This window comes from Streptomyces tauricus, from assembly GCF_014650955.1.
Taxonomy (GTDB): Bacteria; Actinomycetota; Actinomycetes; order Streptomycetales; family Streptomycetaceae; genus Streptomyces; species Streptomyces tauricus.
In genome coordinates, this window is sequence record NZ_BMVY01000029.1 from 17,618 (window position 1) to 43,223 (window position 25,606).

The 25,606-nt window shown below is 72.2% G+C and carries 23 protein-coding genes; 11 read left to right on the forward strand and 12 right to left on the reverse strand.

Annotated elements, in window-relative coordinates; all coding sequences use genetic code 11:
- Nucleotides 1–138 precede the first annotated feature (138 nt).
- On the forward strand, nucleotides 139–813 hold the full coding sequence (locus IE278_RS31770) for a Type 1 glutamine amidotransferase-like domain-containing protein (protein ID WP_189777265.1): 675 nt from the start codon (nucleotides 139–141) through the stop codon (nucleotides 811–813).
- 139 nt (nucleotides 814–952) lie between these two features.
- On the opposite strand, the gene IE278_RS31775 is transcribed toward IE278_RS31770, so the two are convergent.
- A complete protein-coding gene (locus IE278_RS31775; protein ID WP_189777116.1) occupies nucleotides 953–2,062 on the reverse strand; it encodes a MerR family transcriptional regulator in 1,110 nt (369 codons plus the stop codon).
- 146 nt (nucleotides 2,063–2,208) lie between these two features.
- Between IE278_RS31775 and IE278_RS31780 the strand changes: the two genes are divergently transcribed.
- The gene (locus IE278_RS31780) at nucleotides 2,209–3,093 is read left to right on the forward strand and encodes an ATP-grasp domain-containing protein (RefSeq protein ID WP_189777118.1); all 885 of its coding nucleotides are present in this window, start codon (nucleotides 2,209–2,211) and stop codon (nucleotides 3,091–3,093) included.
- Nucleotides 3,094–3,124: 31 nt separating this feature from the next.
- Here the strand turns inward: IE278_RS31780 and IE278_RS31785 are convergent, their stop codons facing one another.
- From IE278_RS31785 to pgfA, 10 genes are all read right to left on the reverse strand, one after another.
- Nucleotides 3,125–3,781, reverse strand: a complete 657-nt coding sequence (locus IE278_RS31785) for a hypothetical protein (RefSeq protein WP_189777120.1) — start codon at nucleotides 3,779–3,781, stop codon at nucleotides 3,125–3,127.
- Nucleotides 3,750–4,577 (reverse strand): FkbM family methyltransferase, encoded by an 828-nt coding sequence (locus IE278_RS31790; protein WP_189777121.1) that lies wholly within the window; start codon nucleotides 4,575–4,577, stop codon nucleotides 3,750–3,752. The genes IE278_RS31785 and IE278_RS31790 overlap by 32 nt, the downstream gene beginning before the upstream one ends.
- Nucleotides 4,574–4,903, reverse strand: coding sequence for a Trm112 family protein (locus IE278_RS31795; RefSeq protein WP_189777123.1), 330 nt, complete (start codon nucleotides 4,901–4,903; stop codon nucleotides 4,574–4,576). Before IE278_RS31795 ends, IE278_RS31790 begins: the two co-directional genes overlap by 4 nt.
- The gene (locus tag IE278_RS31800) at nucleotides 4,803–5,822 is read right to left on the reverse strand and encodes a DMT family transporter (RefSeq protein WP_189777126.1); all 1,020 of its coding nucleotides are present in this window, start codon (nucleotides 5,820–5,822) and stop codon (nucleotides 4,803–4,805) included. The genes IE278_RS31795 and IE278_RS31800 overlap by 101 nt, the downstream gene beginning before the upstream one ends.
- A 3-nt stretch (nucleotides 5,823–5,825) precedes the next feature.
- Nucleotides 5,826–6,584, reverse strand: coding sequence for a class I SAM-dependent methyltransferase (locus IE278_RS31805; RefSeq protein WP_189777128.1), 759 nt, complete (start codon nucleotides 6,582–6,584; stop codon nucleotides 5,826–5,828).
- Nucleotides 6,581–7,957 carry a condensation protein gene (locus IE278_RS31810; RefSeq protein ID WP_189777130.1) on the reverse strand — a complete coding sequence of 459 codons (1,377 nt, stop codon included), beginning with the start codon at nucleotides 7,955–7,957 and terminating at the stop codon, nucleotides 6,581–6,583. The genes IE278_RS31805 and IE278_RS31810 overlap by 4 nt, the downstream gene beginning before the upstream one ends.
- On the reverse strand, nucleotides 7,954–12,744 hold the full coding sequence (locus tag IE278_RS31815) for an alpha-(1->3)-arabinofuranosyltransferase (protein WP_189777269.1): 4,791 nt from the start codon (nucleotides 12,742–12,744) through the stop codon (nucleotides 7,954–7,956). The genes IE278_RS31810 and IE278_RS31815 overlap by 4 nt, the downstream gene beginning before the upstream one ends.
- Nucleotides 12,741–13,538: a class I SAM-dependent methyltransferase gene (locus tag IE278_RS31820; RefSeq protein ID WP_373312138.1), complete on the reverse strand. Its 798-nt coding sequence runs from the start codon at nucleotides 13,536–13,538 to the stop codon at nucleotides 12,741–12,743. The genes IE278_RS31815 and IE278_RS31820 overlap by 4 nt, the downstream gene beginning before the upstream one ends.
- Entirely contained in the window at nucleotides 13,535–14,686 is a 1,152-nt protein-coding gene (locus tag IE278_RS31825; protein WP_189777132.1) for a glycosyltransferase family 4 protein, read from the reverse strand. The genes IE278_RS31820 and IE278_RS31825 overlap by 4 nt, the downstream gene beginning before the upstream one ends.
- Before the next feature lie 339 nt (nucleotides 14,687–15,025).
- A complete protein-coding gene (gene pgfA / locus IE278_RS31830; RefSeq protein ID WP_189777133.1) occupies nucleotides 15,026–16,003 on the reverse strand; it encodes a cell envelope lipid trafficking protein PgfA in 978 nt (325 codons plus the stop codon).
- Between the two features lie 335 nt (nucleotides 16,004–16,338).
- Here pgfA and IE278_RS31835 point away from each other — a divergent pair, with 335 nt between their 5' ends.
- The 4 genes from IE278_RS31835 to IE278_RS31850 all read left to right on the forward strand — a co-directional run bounded on the left by IE278_RS31835 (nucleotide 16,339) and on the right by IE278_RS31850 (nucleotide 19,652).
- Nucleotides 16,339–16,491 carry a hypothetical protein gene (locus tag IE278_RS31835; protein ID WP_189777135.1) on the forward strand — a complete coding sequence of 51 codons (153 nt, stop codon included), beginning with the start codon at nucleotides 16,339–16,341 and terminating at the stop codon, nucleotides 16,489–16,491.
- 2 nt (nucleotides 16,492–16,493) lie between these two features.
- A complete protein-coding gene (locus tag IE278_RS31840; RefSeq protein ID WP_189777137.1) occupies nucleotides 16,494–17,735 on the forward strand; it encodes a PucR family transcriptional regulator in 1,242 nt (413 codons plus the stop codon).
- Nucleotides 17,736–17,925: 190 nt separating this feature from the next.
- Entirely contained in the window at nucleotides 17,926–18,699 is a 774-nt protein-coding gene (locus IE278_RS31845; protein WP_189777139.1) for an IclR family transcriptional regulator, read from the forward strand.
- A complete protein-coding gene (locus IE278_RS31850; protein ID WP_189777141.1) occupies nucleotides 18,696–19,652 on the forward strand; it encodes an SMP-30/gluconolactonase/LRE family protein in 957 nt (318 codons plus the stop codon). Before IE278_RS31845 ends, IE278_RS31850 begins: the two co-directional genes overlap by 4 nt.
- 129 nt (nucleotides 19,653–19,781) lie before the next feature.
- Here IE278_RS31850 and IE278_RS31855 read toward each other — a convergent pair whose 3' ends face one another.
- Nucleotides 19,782–20,477, reverse strand: coding sequence for a GntR family transcriptional regulator (locus IE278_RS31855; RefSeq protein ID WP_246570948.1), 696 nt, complete (start codon nucleotides 20,475–20,477; stop codon nucleotides 19,782–19,784).
- Nucleotides 20,478–20,589: 112 nt separating this feature from the next.
- Here IE278_RS31855 and IE278_RS31860 point away from each other — a divergent pair, with 112 nt between their 5' ends.
- The 5 genes from IE278_RS31860 to IE278_RS31880 all read left to right on the forward strand — a co-directional run bounded on the left by IE278_RS31860 (nucleotide 20,590) and on the right by IE278_RS31880 (nucleotide 25,583).
- Nucleotides 20,590–21,183, forward strand: coding sequence for a YbhB/YbcL family Raf kinase inhibitor-like protein (locus tag IE278_RS31860; protein WP_189777143.1), 594 nt, complete (start codon nucleotides 20,590–20,592; stop codon nucleotides 21,181–21,183).
- Between the two features lie 45 nt (nucleotides 21,184–21,228).
- Nucleotides 21,229–22,140 (forward strand): SCO6745 family protein, encoded by a 912-nt coding sequence (locus IE278_RS31865; protein WP_189777145.1) that lies wholly within the window; start codon nucleotides 21,229–21,231, stop codon nucleotides 22,138–22,140.
- A 238-nt stretch (nucleotides 22,141–22,378) separates the two neighbouring features.
- Nucleotides 22,379–23,737, forward strand: coding sequence for an extracellular solute-binding protein (locus IE278_RS31870; protein WP_189777153.1), 1,359 nt, complete (start codon nucleotides 22,379–22,381; stop codon nucleotides 23,735–23,737).
- Entirely contained in the window at nucleotides 23,734–24,675 is a 942-nt protein-coding gene (locus tag IE278_RS31875) for a carbohydrate ABC transporter permease (RefSeq protein ID WP_189777155.1), read from the forward strand. The genes IE278_RS31870 and IE278_RS31875 overlap by 4 nt, the downstream gene beginning before the upstream one ends.
- Complete coding sequence (locus IE278_RS31880) at nucleotides 24,672–25,583, forward strand: carbohydrate ABC transporter permease (protein ID WP_246570951.1); 912 nt, start codon at nucleotides 24,672–24,674, stop codon at nucleotides 25,581–25,583. Before IE278_RS31875 ends, IE278_RS31880 begins: the two co-directional genes overlap by 4 nt.
- Nucleotides 25,584–25,606 lie beyond the last annotated feature (23 nt).

A 25,606-nucleotide genomic window follows, 5' to 3' on the forward strand; every position in this document is an offset into this window, starting at 1 on the left:
GCAGCAGAGTCCGAACCCGCCGCATCCGCCTCAGTCTCAGCCTCCGGCTCCGGTTCGGGCTCCGGTTCGGGCTCCGGCACCAGGCCGCCGACCATCCTTGCCACCTCCGGTGGCCACCGGGGCTGGGGTGCCCGGACCATGGTGGAGTTCGACGCGCTGGTGCATCACGCGGTCGAACTGTCGGGTGCGCACGGGCGCCGTCCCCGGGTGATGTACGTCGGTACGGCGATCGGGGACGCCGAACACTTCGCGGCGCGGATGGCCGAGGCCGCGCGGGTCGCGGGGTTCGACCTCGTGCCTCTCAACCTCTTCCCGAGGCCCAACTTCGACGACGTCGAAGGCGCCGTCCTTGAGCAGGACGTCGTGTGGGTCATGGGCGGCTCGGTGGCCAACCTTCTCGCGGTGTGGCGGGTGCACGGCCTCAACGACATCCTGCGCAGGGCCTGGCGGTCCGGAGTCGTGCTGAGCGGGGTCAGCGCGGGGTCGATCTGCTGGTTCGAGGGGGGTACGACGGACTCGTTCGGGCCTGAACTGCGGCCGGTGACCGACGCGTTGGGGTTTCTGCCGTACGGCAACGGGGTGCACTACGACTCCGACGCGGGCCGCCGCCCCCTGATCCACGACCTCGTGGCGGACGGGACGCTTCCCACGACGCACTGCACGGACGACGGGGTGGGGCTGGTGTACCGGGGGACGGAGCTGGTGGAGGCGGTGGCGGAGGTTCCGGGGAAGGGGGCGTATGTGGTGACGCGGGACGGTGACCGGGCGGTCGAGGAGCGGGTTACCCCGCGGCGGTTGCCGGGGGTTGGGTAGGCCCACGGGGCCCACGGGGCCCACGGGGCCCACGAGGTCCACGGGGGTGGGGGTGCGGGGTGTTCGGCGGGTGCGGGCGGTGGGGGCTGGCCGCGCCGTTCCCCGCGCCCCTAAAAGATTGCGCCGTTCCCCGTGCCCCTTATATGGGTGGTCGGGGTGTTGTTGTTATGTGTGCGACCACGCAGCTCACGTTGTCCGGGGCGCCGGCTTTGTTTGCCTTGGTGATCAGGGTGTGGGTTGCCTCGGAGGGGGTTGTGGATGTTTTGAGGGTCTGTTTCATGACGTCCTCGGGGACTGTTGTCGAGAGGCCGTCCGAGCACAGGAGGTAGCGGTCGCCGGGGCGGGCGTCGTGGAGGCGGATGTCGGGGGGCGCTGCGCCGGTGCCCGTCAGGGCTTTCGCGAGCAGCGTGCGCTGGGGGTGGGACGTGGCCTCCTCCGGAGTCAGGCGGCCCTCGTCGAGCAGCGACTGGACCACCGTGTGGTCGTGGGTGATCCGGAAGAGTTCGCCGTCGCGGAGGAGGTAGGCGCGCGAGTCGCCGATGTGCACCAACGCCAGTTGTGAGCCCGTCCACACCATCGCGGTGAGGGTCGTGCCGGTCTCCGGGTCCGTCGGGCCCGCCACCTCCCGCACCGCGTCCGTGGCGCCCTGGACCGCGTCCTCCAGGAGGTTGAGGACGCTTCCGGCGGCCAGCGGTTCGGCGTCCAGGAACTTCAGGGCCTCCACGGCGGCGCCGCTCGCGGGCGCGCCCCCGGATCCGAAGCCGTCCGCGACCGCCAGGACGCGCGTGCCCGCGTACGCCGTGTCCTGGTTGGCGGGGCGGACCCGGCCGGTGTCGGAGAGGGCGGCGTACCGCAGTTCCAGCGAGGGGGTGGGTGCAGGGGTGTCGGGAGTGCCAGGGGGCATGGTGGTCTCCTTGCTCGGGAGAGAGGGCGTGAGGTGGGTCACCAGGAAGGACGCCAGGTCTCGGCGTGTGGCCGTCTCCCTCTCGATCCGCGACCAGAACGCTCGGATCTCCCGTGCGGCGGACGCCGGTTCCAGGGTGCTGACCTCGCGGATCTCGGCCAGCGGCATGCCGAGGCGGCGCAGCCACGCCACCAGGCGTGCCTGCTCCAGTTGCTCCGGCGCGTAGTAGCGGTAGCCCGTCTCCGGGTCCACCCGCGCGGGACGCAGCAGCTCCAGCTCGTCGTACAGCCGGAGTGCCTTCGGCGACAGTCGGCATGCCTTCGAGAAGGCCCCGATCGTCATCATGGCGTTCCTCCCTTTCGACACCGATGGTGTGGTCTCACCGAAGGTGAAGGTCAAGCGGCCCTCTAATTCCCGTGCCGCTCCGTGGGGCGGTTGTTAGCCTGCGACCGGTATTACCGGAGTCGGTCCATCTTCTGAGGAGCCCCCCCGTGGCACGCACCACACCCCGCATCGCCCTGGTCACCTGCCAGGAGGTACGGGACACCGGGTACGACCGTGATCTGCCCGTCCTCGCGGACGCGGTGCGGGAGGCCGGGGCGGACGTCGCCGTCGTGTGCTGGGACGACCCCGACGTCGAGTGGGGCGGTTTCGACCTCGTCCTGATCCGCTCCACCTGGGACTACAGCTGGCGGGCCGCCGAGTTCCTGGCGTGGGCCGACCGGTGCGGCGCCGCGACGACGCTCGCCAACCCGCCGGAGGTCGTGCGGTGGAACGCCGACAAGCGGTACCTGGGCGACCTGGCCGCCGCCGGTGTGCCCGTCGTCGACACCCGCTACCTCGCTCCCGGCGACCCGGCCGACCTGCCCGGCGACCGCGAGTACGTCGTCAAGCCGACCTCGGGGGCCGGGGCCCGGTACGCGGCCCGCTACACCCCCGACGAGCACGACACCGCCGTACGGCAGCTGGAGCGGATGCACGCCGAAGGGCTGACCGCGATCGTGCAGCCGTACGTGCGGAGCATCGACACGGCTGGTGAGAGGGCCCTGCAGTTCTTCGGGGGGCGTTTTCTCCACGCCATCCGCAAGGGGGCCGTCCTCGAATCCGGCACCGCCTTCGACGACAAGAAGGTCCCGCACCCGAACCTGCGCGCCTGGCAGCCGAGCCCCGCCGAACTCGCCGTTGCCGAGCGGGCGTTGGCCGCCGTGCCTGGTGCGCCGGAGCTGCTCTACGCCCGCGTGGACCTGGTGGACGGCGACGACGGGGCGCCCCGCGTCATGGAGCTGGAACTCGTCGAGCCCAATCTCTTCCTCTTCCTGCACGAGGACTCGGTGCCGGTCGTCGCCCGGGCCGTCGTCGAGGCCGCCGCCCGCTGACGAGCCGGAAGGCCCCGGGTCCCGCGGGTCCTCAGCGGAGCGCCACGCGCTGCAGCAGCCCCCAGGTGAACTCCGCCACGCAGTCCCGCCGTACGCCGTCCGGGCCGCCAGTGCCACCCGTGCCGTCCGTGCCGTCCGTGCCTTCCGTGCCACCAGGGCCCTCCGGTGCCGTGAACGCGAGTCCCCAGCGCGTCGGCGCCGAGCCCTCCAGCGGTCTGGCCGGGGCGAAGGCGCGGGCGGCCTCGTCGACCGTGCACGACCACGGCGTCAGGTCGGACAGCGACCGCAGCTCCGGGGCGGGGGCACCCGGCGCGCGGACCAGCCACTCGTTCCAGGCCACCCCGCCCGGCGCCACCAGCACCTCGAAGCGCAGGTCCGGCCAGAGGGGTACCGGCCACAGGTACGCCTCGCAGGACAGATCGCCGATCCGCCGGGGCGTCACCGACTCCGGGTCGCCCAGGATCGAGCGGTAGCGAGTGACCGCGCCCCGGCTTCTCGGCGCGTGCCGCATCGCCTGCCAGCGCCGGTTGGCCTCGCGCATCTCGGCGACTGAGGCGCCCAGCGTGTGGCGGGCGTCCTCCACGAGGTCCGGATTGTGGTCGGCCATACGGCGCAGCAGGACGAGCTGGAAGTCGAGCGGGGTGAACGGTCCGGCGCTAGCCGGCTTGGCGGGAGGCATGCCTCCCATCGTGGCCCACCTGCCGCGCGTGCCGCCCGCCCGGGCACCGGCCGTCGGGGAGGAAGAGCACCGAGTTCACGTACCGGACGTATCCCGGGCCCCGGAACAGCACCCGGCGCAGCAGGCCCTGCGAGACCACGTGGGAGGCGCGCGCCTGGTGGGCCTCCAGGTCGAAGGAGGACAGCGGCAGCCAGGTGTCACCGGGCAGCACCCAGCCCTCGTACCCCCGCTCGGCGAGGTGGGAGACGACCGTGTCGATGGGCTGGATGCGGGCCTCCAGCTCGATGAACAGGGCCGGGCGGTCACGGGTGAGGAGGGTGCCCGCCCCGCGCAGCACCGCGAGTTCGCTGCCGTCCACGTCGATCTTGATGAAGCCGACGTCGTGGAGGTTCAGGCTGTCCAGGGTGAGGCAGGGGACGTCCAGGGCGCGGGCGTGGATGTCCCGCCGGACCAGGGAGGAGACGCCCCGGTCGCCCTGGTCGCCGGGCGGCAGCCACAGACGGGCCGTGCCGGACCGGTCGCTCGCGGCGGCGCGGACGACCTGTACGTTCCCGGGCGTCGCGGCGGTGATCAGCCGGGCCAGATGCGGGACCGGTTCGACCGTCACCACGCGGCGGGCCCGGGCCGACAGACGGCGGGTCCAGGGGCCGTACCAGCCGCCCACGTCCACCGCGGTCCTGCAGTCGGGCGGGCAGAGCTCGCCGAGCCGGGCCAGTTCGGGCTCGAAGCGCGGATAGACGAACCGGGCGGCCGAGGCGACCAGCCGTACCGGCACGAAGGGGGCCAGACGGGCTGCCAGGGTCATGGCGTCATCGACCCCGGCTTCCGGGGCCCGCCGCTGGAGCCGCTGAGGTCGCCGCGGGAGCCGTCGAGGTCGTCGCCCCCGGTGATCCGCAGCAGCAGGTCCTCGTGCTCGTCGTCCGTCACCTGCTCGCCGGAGGACGGGAGGAGCTGCGGGATGCCGTCCACGATCGGATAGCGGCGCCGCAGCCGAGGGTTGTAGAGAGCGGCCTCGGTGCCCTCGGCGGCCTCAGGGTCCCGCGTACTCCCCGTCTCCTTTCCGAGGAGATGCAGCGGTCCCTTGTCCAGCGGGCACGCCAGTATCTTCAGCAGCGGGTCGTCCGGGTTCATGGCTGGTCAACTCCCTTGTGGGGGATAAGGGTTGTGGTGTGGGCGGTGGGTCGTGCTTGGGCATCGCGAGGAGTACGGAGACCGCCAGCGCCGTACCGCCGATCCGCAGCGCCAGCCGCAGCGGATCCTCGGGCAGCGCCTCGCCGAACGAGACCGTGCCGAGGACCGCCGTGAACAGGCAGGTCACCGTCGTGCAGACCGGCACGATCAGCGAGGCCCGGCAGCGCTGCAGCGCCGCCTGTGACATGACGAGGCCGAACACCCCGGTGAAGACCAGGAGATACGGGTACGGGGAGCGCAGCACGCCCAGCACCGCGCCGCCGAACCCGCTCCCGGTGAGGTGGTTCGACACGCCCTTGATGGCCAGCGAACTGACCCCGTACAGCAGGCCCACCGCCACGCCGTACTCGACACCCGTCGTCGGCATGCGGTGCCGGTGGCGGGCGCGGCGCTCGGCCGACGAGTACAGCCAGACACCCAGCGCCAGCGACGGTACGCAGACCAGCAGGATCAGCGGGGCGGGGGCGCTGCGGCTGACCGTGTCGGAGCCCTCCTTCAGGGACAGCACCACCATCAGGAGCGCGAGGAGGATCGCCCCGAGCGCGTACCGCTCACGGCCGGAGGTCTCCTCGCCGAGCAGGACCGAGGAGAGCAGGACGAGGATGACGAGCCCGGAGACGAAGATGCCCTGCGCGGCGGCGATCGGCAGGGTGCGGTAGACGACGAGCTGCGCGCCGAAGCCCGACGCCAGGGCGAGGGACCCGCCGATCCACAGCCAGCTGCCGAGGACCAGCCGCAGCAGCCGGGCGGGCCGGCGGACGCTCACCTCGGGCAGCGACGACAACGCCCGTTTCTCCAGGACGAATCCCGCGCTGTAGAGCACGTTCGCCAGCAGTGCAGCGGCCACCCCCCACCACATGGTCTACGTCCTTCGCGCGTGCAGGAGGAGGATCGAGGCCGTCGACGGGACACGGCACGCGAGGCGGTCCAGCGGGCGCAGCGGCCGCGGTACGCCATGGAAGGGCGCACCCCGCAGCCGTACGACCTCGAAGCCCGACGCGGTCACGAACTCCCGTAGGGCGCGGGGGGTGTAGAGCCGCAGATGGCCCACCACCTCCTTGCCGGGGCGGCCGTGGATCGCGCGCAGGCTCACCTCGGAGAAGACGGGCTGGACACCGGCGAGGAGCAGGGCCCGGTTGTACCAGGCGGCCAAGTTGGGTGTGGAGAGCATGAGATGACCTCCGGGGCGCAGGATCCGGTGGATCTCGTCGAGCGCCGCGTCCGGGTCGACGAGGTGTTCCACGACCTCGCTGAACAGGACGGCGTCGGCACTGGCGGACCTGAACGGCAGTCCGCCGTCGGTGAGTTCGCCGCGTACGGCGTACGGGAGCCGGGCGTGGGCACGTCTGAGGGCGTCCTGGGACCAGTCGACGCCGACGATACGGTGACCGGCGAGCAGCGGTGCGGCCGTCGCGGCGGCGGTGCCGTCGCCGCAGCCGATGTCCAGGACCGTACGCGGGCCGGAGGTGGCCGGGCCGAGTGCGTCCGCGAGCATCCGGGCCTGCCGCAGACTGCGGGGCGTGCCGGAGGCGACCGGGACGGCCGGGTCCTCGTAGAAGTCCCGCAGTCCGTGCGGTCCGTGCGGTCCGTGGGTCGGCCTGCGGGGTGGGGCCGTGGTCATGGGGTACTCCCCGGGTGGCGTCCTGAGTGACGATCCGTGGCGCGTTCCGTGGCGTGTTCCGTCGCGTGCAGGTAGTGCTCGAAGAGGTCTCGCAGGTGGCTGCCGTCGCCGTGGCTCAGCAGGGCGCGGGACCAGCGGAGCGCCACGTGCAGGCGGCCCGCCGTGGCGGCCGTCGTCACCGTCAGCCCGCGCGGCATCCGGGCCGGCGCCGAGAACCACACGGCGTGCGCCCGCCCGGCCTCCTCCCCGAAGTCCAGGGCGTACGGAACGCGGCCGATGTTGCTCAGCAGCGTGGTCGACGTCCACGGCCCGGCGGCTCTGCGCAGGCCCCTGGTGAACGCGGCCCGCCAGGCGACGGGCACCACCGGGGCCGTCAACAGGGAGGCGCCGCGGCCCAGTTGGGGGCGTGGCTGCGCCTTGAGGGCGCGGGTGCGGTCCGCCGTGCGGCGCAGCAGCGCGGCCATGTCCGAGGCGTCCAGCTCCTCGGGGGCGAAGGGGACCTCGACGAGCCGTGTGCCGTTGCCGATCGGCATGTCCGTGCCGCGCGGGCGGTCGTCCACCGGCATCGTGATGCGCAGCGGACGCGGCCGGGCCCCGTGCTCCCGGTTCCAGTGCGCGATCATCAGCGCGGTGGCGGCCATCAGCTGGTCGTTCACGGTGTACGGGGAGCCCTTGGGCCGCCGCGGGACGCTCAGCTCGGTGACGAGCATGCCGTTGCCGTGGTGCTGGGGAGGTTCCGGGGTGCCGTGCGCGACCCGGGCGGGCGGTGCCCAGGATGAGGGGGTGTCGGTGGCGCGCGGGGCCTCGGCCGTCGTGTCGCGGGTCGGGGGCGCGGCCGGGGAGTTGTCCCGGCCGCCGTACAGCTCCGCCGCGGTCGCCAGGACCCGCAGACAGGCCGGGCCGTCGAGAGCTGTGTGGTTGATGGTGAGGAACAGGACCGTGCCGTCGGCCGCCGGGTCCCGGACCATCTCCAGCCGGATCGGCGGCGCGGCCGAGAGCGGCGGGGCGTCGCGCAGCGCCCGGTCCCGGGCGTGCTTCAGCGCGTCCCGGTCGGGCGCCGGGAACAGGACCGCCTCCACATCGGCCGCGGGGGTCAGCTCCCACTCGTACCGCCTCCCGTACCAGGGGCGCGCCGCCTCGCGCATCAGGATGCGGGGGTGGCGGTGCAGGGCCCCGGCGAACGCGGCGCGCAGGCGGTCCGGGTCGAGGTGGCCCGGCAGGTGGACCTCGATGTGGACGGTCTCCGGTTCCTCCTCCTGGAGGCAGTGCCGGGCGACCTCGTCCACCACGGGGAACGGGATGCGGGCGGGTGGCCCCGCCGGGCCGCCGGGGCCGTCGGTGCCGTCGCGTGCGGGGTGGTCCAGCGCGGTCATGTGGGTTCACCCTCCCTGGAACTCCTACGGCTCCCGGCCTTCCCGCGGCCACCGGTCCCTCCGCGGCCACCGGTCTCCCCGCGGTCGGCGGACCGCGCGGTCCCCGTCCCGCCGAGCTCCGGCGGTCGCGGGTACCCCGGCCCCCGGGCCGAGACGGTAGGACCGGACTCGGCCCGTGGCAATCCGGACGGAGCGCCCGGCCGGGACCCGCTCCGCGCCGCTCCCACCGGTCCTGTCGGAGCCGCCGGTCCCGCCGGATCCGCTGGTCCCGCCGGTCCTGTCGGTCCCGCCGGCGTCGAGGGACCGGACCCGGTCCACAGCGCTCCCGGCGCTCCCGCCGGCCCCGTCGCTCCCGCCGGTCCCGGCGGAGTGATCGGACCGGACTCGCTTCGCGGCGGCCCCGTCGGTGTGAAGGGCGGCGGCAGTGTCCCCGGAGCCCCTGGCGACCCTGGGGCCCCCGGAGCGCCTGGCGCCCCAGGCGCCCCCGGCGCACTGGACGCCGCCGTCGCTCCCGGCCCCGCGTGCTGCCCCCGGCTCCGGTGCGGCAGGGGTGTAGTCGGGGCCTCGGAGCCCGGCGGCGGGGCCGGGAACGCGCCCCGGTCCGGCCGGTCGGGATCGCCGAAACGGTCCGGGCCCCCGGGCCCCGACCCGCCGTCGCCCCGCGTCCCGTACGACGCCTCGCCGACCGTCACCAGACCCGCGAACAGGCCGATCAGCGCCAGCAGTTGGGCGGTGCGCCCGAACGCCCCGGCGCCCTCGGCGACCGGCTCCCCGGCCCCCGTCGCGGCGGCGATCCCGGCCCCCGCGAGCGCGAGGAAGGCGAGGGGTACGAGCAGTTCGTGCCGTCGCCGGGCGAGCAGGGCCAGGACCGGCACCAGCAGCGCGAAGAACCCGGCGATCACGATCCCCACCAGGGTGAGCGCGACCGTGCCCAGGATCAGGCCGGGCGCGGGCGGTACCGGCGAGGGCGCGTCCGGATTGGGCGAGCGCCGCCGGAACAGTACGAGCCCCGCCAGGACGAGGATCCCGACGCCGCCGCCGATCAGCCCGGCCTCGTACACCGTGGACGGCTCGTACGAGAGCTTCACCGTGCCGCCCTCGCCCGCCGGGATCCGCCAGCCCTGCTGCCAGCCGTCGAGGCGGACCGGGTCGAGTTCGCGGCCGTTCAGCGTGGCCTTCCAGCCGTCGTTGAAGTTCTCGTACGTCGTCAGGTAGGAGGCCGCGCCCGAGCCGACGGTGACTTCGCGGCGGTCGCCGAGCCAGTCCCGTATGCCCAGTTCACGGCTGACCGCGGTCGGGGCGGTGACCGTGCCGCGGGTCAGCGTGACGTCGGTGACGGCCAGCGGTCCGGCGTCACCCGCCTCGACCCGGTGGGAGCCCGAGCCGAGTGACAAGTCGGCGTCCGCGCGCCCCTCCTGGCAGAGCGTCAGCTCGACCGGGCGCCGCTCCACCAGGTCACCGACCGTTCCCTTGGCGCTCGTCTCGTACAGCTCGTCGTCCACGGCGAGCGTCGGGCCCTTCCCGCAGGGCAGCTCGAAGGCGCGGGAGGAGAGGGCCTTCGGGGTGCGGTAGCGGTCGTCCAGGGCGGGGATGTACGCCTCGGTCAGGCCGACCGGAAGCTGCATGTCCTCGTCGGCGAGGGGGTTGTGGACGGTCAGCGGGGCCGTCTCGGTGACGGTGATGTCGAGCCGGTCCGTGGTGATCGGGTCGAAGCGGACGGCGCCGTTCTCGTCGACCCCGGCGACGACCGCGCCGTCCGGGGAGCTGATGTTGACCTCGGTGGGCCGGGTGGACAGCCCGCCGGCCGGGGCGAGGACGACCTCGTCCACCGGCTGCTTGCCCGTCCAGCTCAGCCGGATGGTCGGGTCGTCGCCGGCGATCCACGCGGTGGTCAGGTCGCCGTCGGTGAGGTTGCGCGGTGACAGACCGGTGCCGAGGCGGGCCGTCGAGCCGGCCGCCGCGGTGATCCGGTCGTTCTGCTCGGGCGCCACGTCGTACAGCAGCGCGTCGAGCGCGTCACCGGGTACGGGGATCGCGCTCGCCTTCACCTCGTACGTACCGGCCGCGTCCGAGTTCCAGCGGCGGTGCAGCCCGACCTCCGTGCCCGTCGGGGAGAAGCTGCCCGGGTCGGAGGTCCGGTGCAGGGAGACTGTCTCGGCCGCCGCCTCGGCGTTCTCGGCGTCCCTCGGGAGCCGCAGCATGCGGGTCACCTGGACGTCCGGAACGGTGATCTCGGAGAAGCCCGCGCCGGACAGACCGGAGTGCCGGGCGGTCGACTCGACGACGGTGATCCTCAGCCAACTCGTCGGCCCCTCCGGGGCCTTGACGGCCTGCCGCGAACCGTCGGCCCGCAGCGTGCTCGTCTCCGAGCCGCGTTCGGTCTCCACGCGCACCCGGGTCGGCGCCGAGCGCACACTCTCCTGCGGCAGCGGGGTGACCCGGATCGACGCCGGGACCTCCGTCTCGTCCGTGAAGCCGATCCGCAGCCACTGCCCGTCCGCCGAGCCCACCGCGCCCTCGGCCCACGCCGTGTCGGGGTTGCCGTCGAAGGCGTTCACCGGGTCGTACTGCGGCAGGTAGTAGAGCCAGTTGCCGCTCGACGACGCGGTCACGGTGCGCGCCCCGCGCAGCTCGGCGACCGTCTGGTGCCGCAGCCCGTCCGAGGGCAGGATCTGGTGCGGTTCCTCCCCGGCGTCCTGGTAGCTGCCGGAGTGATTGCGTTCGTTGCGGGTGTACGTGTACGAGGTGTTGGCGCCGACCAGGCCGAACCGGGTGTCGGCGCGCCGCAGCCCGTCGCCCGTCACCTGGAGGCCGGGGGCGCCGAGACCGGGATGGTTGTCGCCGGTCAGCACGCTCGCCCGGTCCCGCATCGCCGGGTCGGCGGCCAGCGGCAGCAGCGCCTCGGGCCCGCCGGACACGACGGCGGTGTCGGCGACGGCCTTCAGCCCGGCCTGGCCCGGCCGGGGCACGTCGGCGGCCGGCTCGTAGATCTCGACGGCCCGCTGCCGCGGGTACAGCCCCTCTATCTGGATGGGGGTGTTCTCCGCGATGCGCCCGCCCGTCATGAGCGGGCCGAAGCCGGTCAGGCGCCGGTAGCCCGACTGCTCCAGGGTCCGCTTCACGGTCGTGGTCGGTACGTAGCCGACCTGGTCCGGGTCGAGATCGTTGCGTACGACGATGTAGTGGACGCCCGCCCGGCCCAGGTAGTCCGCCAGACCCGGCACTTGGCCGCCGGTCTGCAGGGACTGCTCGACGGCGTCCATCGCGCGCCGGTTGCCCGCGGTGCCGAACGGCACGTAGTCCCGCTGGGCCCAGCGGGAGTCGGCGAGCACGTCCAGGGGCTGGTCGATGGTGGCGCCCCACGTGAAGATGCCGTGCGCGGTGGCGGGCACGACCAGGGCGCGGGAGTCCGGCGAGTACTTCTCCAGCCAGCTCGCCGTGGACTTCCAGTACTTGGGCAGCTCCTGGAACGAACCGGGCTGCAGGATCGACCCGTTGAGGTAGGGCCAGGCGAGGCCCGGCAGGACGAGGATCGCCGCGATCAGTGCCGCGTACCGGCGGCCCCGTACGGGACGGGCGCCCTGGGCCCGCGCGGCGACGCCCACCAGATGTGCCAGGCCGAGGACCAGCGCGAGAGCGAGTCCCGTCTGGAACTTGTAGATGTTGCGGAAGGGGGCGAGCCCGCCGTCCAGCCAGTCCTGGACCACCCCGTGGAAGGGCGCGCCGAACGAGCCGCCGTAGCCGGCCAGGGTGATGAGTGCGGCCGTCAGCACGGTCAGCACCAGCCAGCGCCGCTCGGGCATGTCACGGCGGGCCAGCCCGGCGAGGCCGAGGCCGGCCGCCAGCGCCGAGGAGACGACGGCGACCGCCGAGGCCGTCACGGTCCAGCCCGCGGGCAGCCAGGCCTCACCGAAGTGCAGATAGGCGACCCAGTTGCCGGCGCCGCGCAGGGACTCCGTCGCCGACATGGTGTCCGTCGTGGTCTGCGAACTCTCCACGTAGGGAAGGAAGTTCTCGCCGTAGATGCCGAGGACCAGCAGGGGGACGACCCACCAGGCCGTCGCCAGGAGCACCCCCGGCACCCACCAGGTGATCAGCTTGCGCTGCCGCGGACCGCGCGGGCGGGACAGGAGATACAGACCGACGGGCAGCAGGGAGGCCAGGGTGGAGGCCGCGTTGACCCCGCCCATGAAGGGGATGAGCAGCGCCGAGCGCAGGGCGGCCACCCGGGCGCTGTAGCGGTCGTTCGTCAGCGGCAGCAGCACCCACGGCAGGAAGGCGCCGGGCAGGGCCGCGGCCGAGGTCGAGCCGACGACGATCGTGAACACCGGCCACAGCGCGTACACCACCGCGCCCAGCAGCCGGGAGGCGGAACTGCCGATGTTCAGGCGCTCCGCGAGCCGCAGCGCGCCCCAGAAGGCGACCGCGACGATGAGCGACATCCACAGCCGCTCGGCCAGCCACACCGGCAGCCCGACCAGGTCGGTCAGCCAGTAGTACGGCAGCATCGGGAAGGCGTAGCCGACGTACTGGTCCGCGATACCGCCGAAGCCGCCCCGGTCGTGCCACAACTGGCCGAGGTCGGCCAGGAACTGCCCGGGGTCGAGCGCGACACCGAGCTTGGTGTCGAAGGTCTGCCGGCCCGGGTCCACGGCCAGGAACAGCACGAGGACCACGGCCCAGAAGCCCACCAGCCACCGCCGCGACCGGGGCCCCCGCTCGGGGCCGGGGTCCGGGGCGAGGGGACGGGTCGCCGCCGGGGGAGGGGCCTGGACCGTGCTGGTCATGGACACCGCCGGAGAATGAGGAGGAGGTTCCAGGTGGCGAATTCACGCAGTCCCGGCGCTCTGGCCACGGTCTGGGCGAGGAACGGCCAGTAGCGGGAGCGTGCCGAGACGACCGTGACGTCGTCCCGGGCACGCACCTGCCGCAGGGTGGATCCGATGTGCACGGCGAAGAGGTTCTCGCCGAGGGTGTGCTTGGCGGGCCTGCCCGTACGGCGCCGGTAGCGGGCGCGGGCCCGTTCGGCGCCCAGGTAGTGCCAGGGCGCCCACTCGTGACCGCCCCAGGGGGACAGCCAGTTGGTGAACGACACGTAGATCAGCCCGCCGGGGCGGGTGACGCGGACCATCTCGCTGAGGAAGGTCTGCGGGTCGGCGACGTGTTCGAGGACGTTGGAGGAGAAGCAGACGTCGGCGACGCCGTCCGCGAGAGGCAGCAGATACCCGTCGGCGACGACGGAACCCTCGGGCGGCTTCGGACCGAGTTCGCGCATGTCCGGCTCGAAGAGATAGCCGTGCGCGCCCCGCCTGCGGAACTCCTCGGTGAAGTAGCCGCCCCCGCCGCCCACGTCCACGACGGTCCGGCCCTTGACCGGACCGTCGTACGCCTCCACCTGGTCGGCGGCGTCCCGGGCGAGCAGCGAGTAGCAGCCCTCGGGGTCGTCCTGCTCGTGGCGGAAGGCACGGAAGAGGGCGAGGGAGCGGCGCAGGGAGGGGTCCCGCAGGCCCGTGCCGGGCCCGGGGCCCCCGCTCCTGCGCCGAGGAGCCCTCTGCCGTGGGTTCTTCCGCCAGGGGGTCATGGTGTCCAGCCCCTCACCGCCTCCGTCGCCACGGCTCTGAACTGGCGAACCGTGCGGTGCCACCGGTACTGGGCGGCGCGGTCGCCGGCCGCCTTGCCCATGAGGGTGCGACGGTGGGTGGACAGGGCGAGGGTGCACCAGGCCGCGGCGAACGAGGACTCGCCGCGGGCCAGCAGGCCCGTCTCGCCGTTCACGATCGAGTCGCGCAGGCCGGGTACGTCGAAGGCGATCGCGGGTGTCTCGCGGGCCGCCGCCTCCGTGACCACCAGACCCCAGCCCTCGACGGCGGAGGGGTGCAGCAGCAGCCAGGCGGCACAGAGCAGGCGGTGCTTCTCGGCCTCGGAGACATGGCCGGTGAACTCGACGCCGGGACCGGCGAGTTGCTGGAGCCGTTGCCGTTCGGGTCCGTCGCCGACGATCACCAGCCGGCCGCCGGTGACCGGGCGGACCCGTTCCCACAGGCGCAGCAGGAGATCGATCCGCTTGTACTCGACGAGCCGTCCCACGGCCACGAACAGCGGTTCCGGCGAGCGTCCGGCCGGTGCGCCCGGCTCCTCCACGCCGTTGTGGACGACCCGGATGCGTTCGCGCTCGACGCCGATCGCACGCAGCGCGTGGGCTGTCGACGGGGAGACGGCGACCAGCAGGCCGCCGCGCTGCCCGCCCGCCAGTGCCCAGTGTTCGAGTCTTCGTCCGAGCCGGGCGGCGGGGGCCAGCGGTCCGCCGAACCGCATCCGCCACAGGTCGGTGTGTACGTGGTTGACCAGGCACAGGGTCGGTCCTCGGTGCCACAGCGGCGCCAGGTACGGCATGCCGTTGCAGACCTCGACGAGCAGGTCGCAGTCGCCGACCTGTCGCTGGAACGCCGATCTGGCGCGCAGGTAGTGGCCGAGGTCGCCGCCCGCCGACACGACACGGTAGTCGCGGTACGCGGCGGGGCCGCCGCACAGCAGGGTGACCTGGTGGCCGAGGTGGGTCAGGCCCTCGGCGAGTCTGTCGACGAGGAGTTCGGAGCCGCCCGCTGCTTCGTTGCCGTAGTCACGACGGGCGAGGAAAACGATTCGGCGCGGCTGTGGGGGGAGCGCCAGTTGTCGCTGCGCGGAGCGGGGGAAGGCGGCGCGCAACGACGAAGGCACGTGCTGGGGCATGGGTGCTCCAACTCGTCTCGGGGTGCGGAACCAGCGTGGGGCGTGGGGGGTTGGTGCGTTCCGGTGCGTGTGAGGGTGTGCGTTCGGTGCGGGAATCCTGAATTTCCCGCGGTGGCTGTCCGTATGGAGGGGTGGAGCCGATCTGCCGGTACTTCGGTGGGGTCTGTGCGGGTTTCTGCGGGACTTCTGTGGGGTGTGATCCGTGGGGGTGATCGGGGACCGCTGTGACGGGGGTGTGGGTGGACTGTGTTCGGGTGGGGTGGACAGTTTTCGCCCGCTGGTTCGCTGCGGCTACTCACCGAAGTGACAATTTCGGGGCTTTGTGGAGCTGACGTCTCATCACATTGTGAGCGCTTGCTGGGAGCTCTCGGGCGTATCGGGATGCGGACGTCGTCGAGCGACCAAAACGGCACCCACCGCGGTGAGGACGAAACCGGCGATTCCCGCCCCCAGCGGCAACGTCAGTCCCACCATGCGCAGCAGACCGCTGTCCGTGTCCGCGAGATCCACCTGCTTCTTCTGGGTCTCGGGCGTGAACGCGATCCGCTTGCTGTCGAGCAGGACGACGGCGTCCTTCTTGGTGCCGGGCGCCCTGAGCGTCTTGCGGGGGCCGATCGCCGCGTAGATGATCCGGCCCGTGCGCTGGTCGGCGACCAGTTCGACGCCGTGGTTGGAGTACCACTCCTCGGCGAGCACCTGGCCGGCGTCCTCCACGCCCACGAGGGTGCCCGGCACGAGCCGGGTGCCGGTCTTGGTCGCGGGCACGGTTCCGGTGAACCGAAGTCCCTTGTACCCCTGGATCCGCTTCGTACCCCGGTACTGCAGCGTGACGGTCGAGCCGAGGGTGTTGTCCCACCAGATGTACGAGCGTTTCTGCACGTCGAAGGGGAATTTGAGGTACGCCTCGCCCTCGAAGTACGGCTTCTCCTCGCAGCAGTGGACCGGCTTGTTCGTCTTCCGGTCGGTCACCCAGCGCTCCATGGTCCACTGGAGCGAGTCGTGCGGGTCGGCCGCGGGCAGCGACTTGTCCGTGTCGACGGACGTGGACACGTCCCAGACCGCCCGGCCGCTCTTCTCGCTCTCGGCGACGTCCCCGCGGACCTGCCGGGTGATGGTGATCTTCTTGTCGCGGACGGTCTCGATCTCGTCGGTGTCGAAATAACTGCCCGTGCCGGTGAAGACGGTCGTCTGGTCGGTGTCGATGGGAGTGCGCTGCGCACGTGGTTCGACGTACCAGGCGAGCAGGGGGGCCAGGACGAGCAGGAACACGCCCAGACCCAGTATGACCAGTGAGAAGGGTGTGGCAGAACGGCGCATCCGGGCACTCCAAGGGCTCTTGGTGACGCGGCACGCACAGGTGCCGGCACGGTGGGGGAGGGTGCAGGTGCGGTATGGGCCGGGAACCGTAGGCGCACCCTTGACGAAGTGTCAATGCGTTGCCGACACTGAGGACTTGCCGGCACTGGGACGCGTCGGCGCTGCGAACTCGTCGGCCGGGGCGAGGTGGGCCCGGTGGCGAAGGGGATGTGCCGTGTCCCGAAAGGGACGCGGGGAACTGCGCGATCAGCCACTGTCGGCCCGCAGATCCCGGACGGCGCTCCCAGCGGAGCGCTTCGGTGGGAGTGACCTTTCGACAGAGAGGCTGACCCGCGATGTCCAGACTGCCCGCCGTCCTGCTGACCGTGACGGTTGCCGCCGTGCTCGCCGTGGGCGCCGCCCTCGGTGTCGTCGCGCTGCTCGACGCGACCCCGGAGCAGCCGAACACGCCACTCATCACCTATGAGACGGCCGGCCGGGAGCGCTGACCATGGCTCTCCGCCCGGCACCCGTCACCGTGCGCTCGGCCTGGCACGACGTACCGCGCCTCCAGGTGCGGCAGTTCGCCGCGCTCGCGATGGCCGAGGCGCCCGCGCTCGCCGAGGAGATCCTCCAGGAGATACAGCACGAGTATCCGCATCTGCCGGTCGTGCTCGACGACTCCGGCGAACCGATGGCGCTCGTCGGGATCCGCCGGGCCATCGAGGTGTTCGTCCAGCATCTGGAGACCGCCGAGGGCCGGCCGCGCGTCCACCCCGAGGTGTTCCAGGAGTTCGGCCGCGGCGAGGGCCTCAACGGCCGCAGCCTCGACTCGCTCCAGGCGATCTACCGGCTCGGTGTACGGCTCGCCTGGCGCCGTTTCGCCGAGATCGGGACGCGCGTGGAGATCCCGCCACCCGCGATGTACGAGCTGGTCGACGCCGGATACGAGTACCTGGACGGGCTGGTCGACCAGTCCGTTCGCGGTTACGCGGAGGCCGCCGCCCGGCAGGCCGGGGAACGGCTGCGGCTGCAGCGCCGGCTGATGGAACTGCTGCTCGCCGAGCACCACCGCGGTGATCCGGCCGAGGCGCTGACCGAACGGGCCGCGCGGATCGGCTGGCCGCTGCCCGGCAAGGTCGCGGTCGGCGTATTACTGCGGCCCGCCCGGGAGGCCGTCGCCCCCGCCGTGAGCCAGGGCGTCCTGCTGGACATGGAGTACGAGCAGCCCCGCATGGTCGTGCCCGAGCCCGACGCCGCCGGGCGCCCCGAACTGCTGCACCGGGCGCTGACCGGCTGGGCCGGCGCGATCGGCCCGCCGGTGCCCCTGCGTGACGCGGCGAAGTCGCTGCGCTGGGCGGAGGCCGCGGTACGGCTGATGGAGCGCGGGCTGCTGCCGGCGGGCGAGGTGCTGTACTGCACCGAACACACCGAGGCGCTGGTCCTGCTGCAGCCGGAGGAGCTGATCGACGACCTGGCCCTGCGGTGTCTGGAGCCGCTCGCCCACTGCGGTCCCACGCACGGGCGGCGGCTCGCCGAGACGATGCTGGCTTGGCTGGAGACGCGCGGCGGGGCTCCCGAGGTGGCCGCGCGCCTGGGGGTGCATCCGCAGACCGTACGGTATCGCCTTCGGCAGATCAGGGAGCTGTGGGGGGACGAGGTCGATGACCCCGACCGGCGCTTCGAGCTGGAGCTGGTGCTGCGGGCTCAGCGCCTCCGGGGTGAGCTGGGTGACCCCCGCGCCCGCCGCTGAGACCGAACCTTCCTTCCCGCCCACCCACCCGTTTCAAGCAGTCCACCGATGGGCCTCCGGAGCAGGGGTTCAAGCAGCCCCACCCCCACCGCTCACGCGCGCCCATTGCCCCGCCCAACCCGTGTGAGTAGCCTGTGTTCGCTATGCCGATCGGCTGTTGAAATTTCGAACATAAGGGAGGGGGCCAGTTGTGGGACGCCTCGTACCTGCCGTAACCAGGGCTCTCGACATACTTGAGCTCTTCCTCGACGGGGACGGCACACTCTCCGCCCCCGACATCGTGCGCCGGCTCCAGTTGCCGCGCACCACCGTGCACGAACTGGTGACGACACTCGCCGCACGTTCGTACATCACGCCCGTACCGGGTCAGCCCGGACGCTACCGGCTCGGTGTACGGCCGTACCAGCTCGGCAGTCGCTACTCCGAGCAGCTGGACCTCGCCGCCGAGGGCCAGCAGGTCGCCCGGTCCGTCGCGGAGACCTGCGACGAGACCGTGCACGTGGCGATCCTGGAGGGCACGGACGTCATCTACATCGCCAAGGTCGACTCCACGCACGCCGTGCGCATGGTGTCCGCCGCCGGGCGCCGCCTCCCCGCCCACTGCACCTCCGTGGGCAAGATGCTGCTCGCCTCGCTGTCCGAGCCCGAGCTGACCTCGCGGATCCCCGACGACGCCGACCTGATCCGGATGACGCCGAACAGCATCACCGACCCGGCCGCCCTGCGCGAGGCCCTCGTCGAGATCCGCGCCCGCGGTATCGCGGTGGAGAGCCGGGAGTCGAACCCCGACGTCAGCTGCATCGCCGCGCCGGTGCGCGACCGCACGGGCCAGGTAGTGGCGGCGCTCTCCATCTCGGTGCCGATGATCCGGTGGAGCGAGGACCGCAAGGTCGAGCTGGAAGGGCTCGCCGCCAAGGGCGCGGCCGAGCTGTCGGAGCGACTCGGACACCGGAGTGTGGGATGACGACGGGTCGGGCGAAGGGCCGGACGGCGCGGACGCACGCGTACGAGGTGGCGGTCCGGGCGGAGGCGGCCCTCGGGGAAGGCCCCACGTGGGACGCCGACGCCGGGCGGCTGATCTGGATCGACATCCTCGGGTCCCGGGTGTTCACGTACGACCCGGTCTCCGGCCGGCGCACGGTGCTCGCCACCGAGCAGCACGTGGGCGCCGCCAAGCCGCGGGTGGGCGGCGGCCTGGTCGTCAATCTCCGTGACGGGATCGGCCTGTACGGCCCGGACTCCGTCACGGGTTCGGGCCCGGGTTCCGGTCCGGACTCCGTCACGGGTCCGGGCGGGAGCACTGCCGGTGGCCCTCAGGAATTCCGGTGGCTGCACCGCGAGGTCGTCCCCGGCCGCCGTGCCAACGACGCGGCGGTCGCGGCCGACGGCTCCCTGTGGGCGGGCACCATGCGCTACGACGAGGCACCGGGCGGCGGCTCGCTCTCCCGGGTCGCGCCCGACGGCACGGTCACGACCGTCCTCGACGACGTGGCGGTGAGCAACGGCACGGGGTGGAGCCCCGACGGCCGCCTCATGTACTACATCGACTCGCCGACGCGACGGATCGACGTCTTCGACTTCGACGGCCGACAGGTCTCCAACAGGCGGCAGTTGGCGGTCGTCGAGGAGGGTGAGGGCTTCCCGGACGGGCTCACCGTCGACGCCGACGGCTGTGTCTGGGTCGCCCTGTGGGACGGCGGTGAGATCCGCCGCTACACCCCGTCCGGCACGCTCGACCGTGTCGTGGAGCTGCCCGTACCGCGCCCCACGGCCTGCGCGTTCGGCGGCGCCGACCTGACCGACCTGTACATCACGACGGCCCGTACGGGCCTGGAGGCACCGCACCCGCTCGCCGGCTCGGTGCTCGTCGTACCGGGCGCGGGCAGGGGCGTGCCCCAACCGGCCTTCGCGGGCTGAGAGCTGCCGACCGCCGTCTGTCGCCTGCCGACCGCCGACCACTGTCTGGCGTCTGCCGACCGTCGACAGTCGGTTGTTGGCCGGCGGCCGGCGGTTGAGGGCCCGTCCCGCCCGGGTCCCGAACAGCGCTCAGACGCCCTGACCTGAATCGTCGGTCAGGGCGGCGGCGGTCATGGTGAGGTGCTCGACCAGGACCGCCGCCGCGGTGTCCGCGTCGCGGGCCAGCGCCGCCTCCTCCAGCCTGCGGTGTTCCCTCGCGCCGTCCCGGCCGGGTGTGCGGTGCGCCGACCAGCGGCGGGCCAGTTCGCTCGCGGTCCACAGACGGTCGAAGGTCTCCAGCAGCACGGGGTTGCCGCACCCCTCCAGCAGCGTGCGGTGGAAGACCCGGTGCGCCTCGGCCCAGGCGGCGGTGTAGTACTCGCCCTCCGCCGGCTCGTACGCAGGGGTGCGGGCCAGCCGATGGTGGGCGGCCCGCACCCGGCTCTCCCAGTCGAGGTCGCCGCGCTCGACGGACATGCGCAGTACGACCGGTTCGACGGTCCTGCGTGCCTCCGCGATCTCCTGCCAGCGCCGGTCCGAGTAGGACGGGACCGTGAATCCGCGGTTCGGCAGCCGGTCGGCCAGCCCTTCCCCGACCAGTCGCAGGAGCGCCTCGCGCGTGACGGCCAGACTCACGCCCTCCTCCTTGGCGAGGTCCTGCGGCTTGAGGGCGTCGCCAGGGGCGTGGTCCCCGCGCATGATCGCGTCCCGCAGATGTGCGTAGACCTGCTCGGAGAGCATCTGCTTCCCGGCGGGGGCCGGGGAGCGGGGTGGCGTGTCAGTCATGACCTAAGCATAGACGATTTCGCAGATAATCGATTATTGGTGTTACTGTCGATTCTGTGGTCGCCGGGCCACACCCCCGAACACACAGCTCCGCGCCCCGAAAGGAACACCCATGTACGCCGACGACCCCTTCGCCCGCCTCCCCGAGGCCGCGTCCTTCACGGTCACCAGCACCACCGTCGCCGACGGAGCCGCCTGGCCGCCCGAGCAGCACGCCGCCGGGCAGCCCGGCGGCCGGGACCTCTCCCCGCAGCTGTCCTGGAGCGGCGCCCCGGCCGGCACCAGGAGCTACGCCGTCACCGTCCACGACCCCGACGCCCCCACCGGGTCCGGGTTCTGGCACTGGGCGGTCGCCGACATCCCCGCCACCGTCACGGAACTGCCCGAGGGCGCCGGTGACGACACGGGCTCGGGCCTGCCGGAGGGCGCGTACCAACTGCCCAACGACGCCCGGATGGCCCGTTACATCGGTGCCGCTCCGCCGGCCGGGCACGGCCCGCACCGCTACCTCGTCGTGGTGCACGCCCTCGACACCGCCTCCATCGGTGTCCCCGCCGACGCCACGCCCGCCGTCCTCGGCTTCACCATGGCCGGTCACATCCTCGGCCGCGCGCTCCTGACCGCCACTGCCGAGACCCCGGCCGAGACCCCGGCCGACACCTCTGCCACCACCTCTGCCGAGAGCCCGGCCGAGACCTCCGCCTGAGGTACCGCCTGAGACACCGCCCAACTCCCTGGAGGGACAACCCTGATGGACCTCAGTGCCGTCCGTGAAGTCAGCCACGCCGTCAGCGCGGCCCATCTGTTCACGTACCTCGTCCCCGAAGGGGCCCAGGAGGCGGCCGAGTTCGGTGTGACCGACCGCGGACCGGCGTACCTGGCGTTCCGGTCGGCCGCCCTGGGCGCGGTTCCGTGGCAGGTCACGCTCGCGGCCTTCTACAACTTCAGCCCCCGGGCGGTCCGGGCCATGGACGGCGTGTGGGACGCCGCCCCGCCCGAGCGGTGGCAGGCCGCCCGGTTCGTGGCCGTCGGGCGGGCCATGCGGCGGGTGGGCGTGCGTATGACGGCCGACCGGCTCGCCGAGGCGCGCTCGCTGCTCGACCCGGTCGTCGCGGGCGCCGACTACGCGGGCAGGGTGCTGGCCGCGGCGAACGCGTCGGTGGCGCTTCCGTCGGATCCCCTCGTGGCGCTGTGGCAGCAGATCACGGTGGTGCGCGAGTGGCGCGGCGACGCGCACCTCGTCGTGCTCGCCGACAACGGCGTCGGGCCGTGCGACTGCCTGGTGCTGCACACCGCGGCGGGCGGCCTCCCGACGGCTCTCGCGCGCACCACCCGCCGGTGGAACGACGAGGAGTGGGCCGCGGCGACGGCCCGCCTGGCGGCACGCGGCTGGCTCAACTCCGGTGCCCCTGTCCCCAGTTCCTCTGTCCCCGGCGCCACGGGCATCGGCGCCACGGACACCGCCGCCGCGCTCGCCGATGCCACCCTCACCGACGCCGGCCGTGCGTCGCGCGAGCGGATCGAGGCGGAGACGGACGAGTACTGCGCCGCGCTGTGGGCGCCGATCGGCGAGACCGGCGCCCGCCGCCTCGCCGCACTCATCGCGCCGATCACCGAGGCGTTCACGGCGGCGGGGACCTTCCAGGCCGTTCGTCCGGCCTGAGCCGACATCCCCGGGCGTACCCGTGCGCTCCCATGCGCTCCCGGGCGTCCCCAGGCGTCCCCGGACATCCCCGGGCGTCCCCGCCATCCATAGGTATCCACAGGTATCCACAGGGAAATTCCTGCGCAAACCATTGACGGGTAAGCGCTTCCTATCTACGGTCCGTTCGAAGTTACGAGCACCAATCGAAATCTCGAACAGAGATATCTCGGAACCTCTCGAACAGATGGGGCAGGGCATGGGACGACCTGGCCTGAATCGCAGGCAGCTCCTGGCGGGACTCGGCGGCGTGACGGTCGCGGGCAGCCTCGGATTCGCCGCGCTCGGCACCGGAGCGGACGCACTCGCCTCCGGCGCGGACACCCGCGTCCGCTACTGGAACCTCTTCAGCGGCGGCGACGGCTACAACATGATCGCGATGCTGGACTCCTTCCGGAAGGCCAATCCGGACATCGACGTGAAGGACTCCACCCTCCAGTGGGGGAGCCCCTTCTACACCAAGCTGGCCATGGCGGCGGCGGGCAACCGCGCACCCGACCTGGGCGTCATGCATCTGGGCCGGGTCACCGGGTTCTCGCCGGGCCGGCTCCTGGACCCCTGGGACGTCGACCTGCTCGCCAAGTACGGCGTGCGGGAGGCGGACTTCAACCCCGAGCTGTGGAAACGGGCCGTCATCGGCGGCAAGCTCTACGCGCTCCCGCTCGACATCCACGTCCAGCTCTGCTTCTACCGCAAGGACGTGCTGAAGAAGGCGGGCCTCCTCGGCGACGACGGCCACCTCGTGCCGGTCACCTCCGTCGACGAGTGGTTCGACGTCCTGAAGGAGGCCAAGAAAGCCACCAAGAAGGGCCTGCAGACCATCGGCATGTGGTCGAGCGACCAGAACTTCCAGTGGTGGTTCTTCGTCGCCTTCTACACCCAGCTCGGCGGCACCTGGTTCGACGACGCCGACACCGAGGTCACCTTCGACACCGACAAGGCCACGCGGGTACTGGAGTTCCTGCGCCGGCACATCACCGACGGGTACGTGAACCCGGGCTTCGCGGGCGGCGCGGGCGCCGAACAGTTCGTCAACGGCGGCCCGTTCGTCTGGGAGGGCAACTGGTCGGTGCCCGTCTTCGACGGCGCGAAGATCGAGTACGGTGCCACCCCGCTGCCCCCGGTCTTCGGCGAGCGGGCGACCCACGCCGAGTCCCACTCCTTCGTCCTGCCGCACCAGGCCGACCGGGGCGGCGCCGCCAACGAGGGCGCGCACCAACTCGCCGCGTACATCGTCCAGCACGCCCAGCAGTGGGCGGCCGGCGGCCACATCCCCGCCTACACACCCACCCTGTCCACGGCCGCGTACAAGAGGATGAACCCGCAGAGCGAGTACGTCTCGGCGATGGACCACCAGGCCACCGAGCCGAAGGTGTGGTTCGCCGGGTCCACCGGCATCCTCGCCCAGCGCGTCGGCCCGATCGTCGTCTCCTCCACGGTGGGCTCCGCCAAGCCGGACGCCGCCGCCCGCAGCATGAAGAGCACGCTCACCGAACTGCTCGCCTCGAAGAACCCCATGGACGGCAGGACCGCCGCGCAGGGAGGTGCGGTCGTATGACGACGACCAGCGCAGAGACCGTCATCGCCCCGGCGCGTACGAGGGCCGCCGCGGACACCGCCACCGTCCGCCGCAAGCAGGGCTTCCAGCACGGCGGCTGGTTCGTCGCCCCGTTCCTCGTACTGTTCGCGCTGTTCGTGATCTGGCCGCTGCTGCGCGGCCTCTACCTCAGTTTCACGGACGCCAACATCTCCGGCGACGCCACGAACTTCATCGGCCTCGACAACTACCGCGAGGCCCTGGACGATCCGCTGGTGTGGGAATCGCTGGGCCACAGCGCCTACTTCACGCTGCTGGTCGTGCCCTGCATCACCGTCCTCGCCTTCCTCCTCGCGATGCTCGCCCACCACATCGAGCGCGGCAAATGGCTGTGGCGGCTGTGCTTCTTCGCCCCGTTCCTGCTGCCGTCGACCGTCGCCGCCAACCTGTGGCAGTGGCTGTTCAACCCCGGCACCGGGATGGTCAACCACGTCCTCGGCCTGGAGACGGCGTGGCTGACCGACAAGTCGTACGCCATGCTCGCCGTCGTCATCTGCACCCTGTGGTGGACGGTCGGCTTCAGCTTCCTGCTCTACCTCGCCGCCCTCCAGGGCATCCCCGCGCACCTCTACGAGGCCGCGAAGCTGGACGGCGCGAACGCCTGGCACCGCATGGTCCACATCACCCTGCCGATGCTGCGGAACATCACCGGACTCGTCCTCGCCCTGCAGATCCTCGCCTCGCTCCAGGTCTTCGACCAGGCCGTGGTGATGATGGACTTCCTGCCGGGACCCGAGGGCTCCACGCGCACCTTCGTGCAGTACACCCTCGAAGAGGGCTTCACCAGCTACCGCGTCGGCTACGCCTCCGCGATCTCCATCATCTTCTTCGTGATCATCGCGGCCGTCGCCCTCGCCCGGATGTGGCTGCTGCGCAACCGTGAGGAGGGCGGCCGATGACCACCGCCGCAGCACAGACCCGCGACGAGGCCCGGACACCCGTAAAGACCAGCGGAACCAAGGCAGTTGGGTCCAAGGACCGCAAGCCCTGGACGCCCAGCCAGATCGTGCTCACCCTCGTCGCCACCGCCGTCTCCGTGGTGTTCCTCGCGCCTCTGGTCTGGGCGCTGTTCACCTCGCTCAAGTCCGAGACCGAGGCCGTCGAGGTGCCGACGCACTGGCTGCCGGAGGAGTGGACGACCCAGGCCTGGTCGGCGATCTTCGAGACCGGCAACATCACCAACTGGTTCGTGAACTCGGTGGTGGTCTCGGTGTGCGTGACGGCCGTGGTCCTCACGGTCAGCGCGCTCGCCGGATACGGTTTCGCCCGCACGGAGTTCCGCGGCAAGAAAGCCCTGCTGGGCCTGGTCATGACCGGCCTGATGGTCTCCCCGGCGGTCCTCGGCGTGCCCCTCTTCACCACCGTCCAGCAGATGGGGATGGTCGACACCTACTGGGGCATGATCCTGCCGCAGTGCGCGCCCGCCGCGATGGTCTACATCCTCTACAAGTTCTTCCAGGGCATCCCGCACGAGCTGGAGGAGGCGGCCTTCATCGACGGCGCGGGCCGCTGGCGGGTCTTCTTCACCATCGTGCTCCCGCTCTCCCGCCCCTCCCTCGCCGCGGTCGGCATCTTCACGTTCATCGCGTCCTGGAACAACTTCCTGTGGCCGTACATGGTGACCAACAACCCCGACCTGATGACCATGCCGAACGGCATCGCGACCGTCATGAACTCGTACGGCATCCAGTGGGCCCAGCTCATGGCCGGCGGCCTGATGGCGGGCCTGCCGCTGATCATCGTGTTCGTCTTCTTCCAGCGCCAGATCGTGGCGGGCGTCGCGCACACGGGCCTCGCGGGCCAGTAGCCCTCAGTCCTTGTCCGTCATCC

Bases quoted from the DNA above. Each gene is read 5' to 3' on its own strand.
- IE278_RS31855 (WP_246570948.1), bottom strand. From the start codon at position 20,477: ATGACTGACACGCCACCCCGCTCCCCGGCCCCCGCCGGGAAGCAGATG.
- IE278_RS31805 (WP_189777128.1), bottom strand. From the start codon at position 6,584: ATGACCACGGCCCCACCCCGCAGGCCGACCCACGGACCGCACGGACCG.
- IE278_RS31865 (WP_189777145.1), top strand. From the start codon at position 21,229: ATGGACCTCAGTGCCGTCCGTGAAGTCAGCCACGCCGTCAGCGCGGCC.
- IE278_RS31785 (WP_189777120.1), bottom strand. From the start codon at position 3,781: ATGGGAGGCATGCCTCCCGCCAAGCCGGCTAGCGCCGGACCGTTCACC.
- IE278_RS31880 (WP_246570951.1), top strand. From the start codon at position 24,672: ATGACCACCGCCGCAGCACAGACCCGCGACGAGGCCCGGACACCCGTA.
- IE278_RS31870 (WP_189777153.1), top strand. From the start codon at position 22,379: ATGGGACGACCTGGCCTGAATCGCAGGCAGCTCCTGGCGGGACTCGGC.
- IE278_RS31795 (WP_189777123.1), bottom strand. From the start codon at position 4,903: ATGAACCCGGACGACCCGCTGCTGAAGATACTGGCGTGCCCGCTGGAC.
- IE278_RS31850 (WP_189777141.1), top strand. From the start codon at position 18,696: ATGACGACGGGTCGGGCGAAGGGCCGGACGGCGCGGACGCACGCGTAC.
- IE278_RS31860 (WP_189777143.1), top strand. From the start codon at position 20,590: ATGTACGCCGACGACCCCTTCGCCCGCCTCCCCGAGGCCGCGTCCTTC.
- IE278_RS31815 (WP_189777269.1), bottom strand. From the start codon at position 12,744: ATGACCAGCACGGTCCAGGCCCCTCCCCCGGCGGCGACCCGTCCCCTC.
- IE278_RS31835 (WP_189777135.1), top strand. From the start codon at position 16,339: ATGTCCAGACTGCCCGCCGTCCTGCTGACCGTGACGGTTGCCGCCGTG.
- IE278_RS31875 (WP_189777155.1), top strand. From the start codon at position 23,734: ATGACGACGACCAGCGCAGAGACCGTCATCGCCCCGGCGCGTACGAGG.
- IE278_RS31840 (WP_189777137.1), top strand. From the start codon at position 16,494: ATGGCTCTCCGCCCGGCACCCGTCACCGTGCGCTCGGCCTGGCACGAC.
- IE278_RS31770 (WP_189777265.1), top strand. From the start codon at position 139: ATGGTGGAGTTCGACGCGCTGGTGCATCACGCGGTCGAACTGTCGGGT.
- IE278_RS31775 (WP_189777116.1), bottom strand. From the start codon at position 2,062: ATGATGACGATCGGGGCCTTCTCGAAGGCATGCCGACTGTCGCCGAAG.
- IE278_RS31810 (WP_189777130.1), bottom strand. From the start codon at position 7,957: ATGACCGCGCTGGACCACCCCGCACGCGACGGCACCGACGGCCCCGGC.
- IE278_RS31800 (WP_189777126.1), bottom strand. From the start codon at position 5,822: ATGTGGTGGGGGGTGGCCGCTGCACTGCTGGCGAACGTGCTCTACAGC.
- IE278_RS31825 (WP_189777132.1), bottom strand. From the start codon at position 14,686: ATGCCCCAGCACGTGCCTTCGTCGTTGCGCGCCGCCTTCCCCCGCTCC.
- IE278_RS31790 (WP_189777121.1), bottom strand. From the start codon at position 4,577: ATGACCCTGGCAGCCCGTCTGGCCCCCTTCGTGCCGGTACGGCTGGTC.
- IE278_RS31820 (WP_373312138.1), bottom strand. From the start codon at position 13,538: ATGACCCCCTGGCGGAAGAACCCACGGCAGAGGGCTCCTCGGCGCAGG.
- pgfA (WP_189777133.1), bottom strand. From the start codon at position 16,003: ATGCGCCGTTCTGCCACACCCTTCTCACTGGTCATACTGGGTCTGGGC.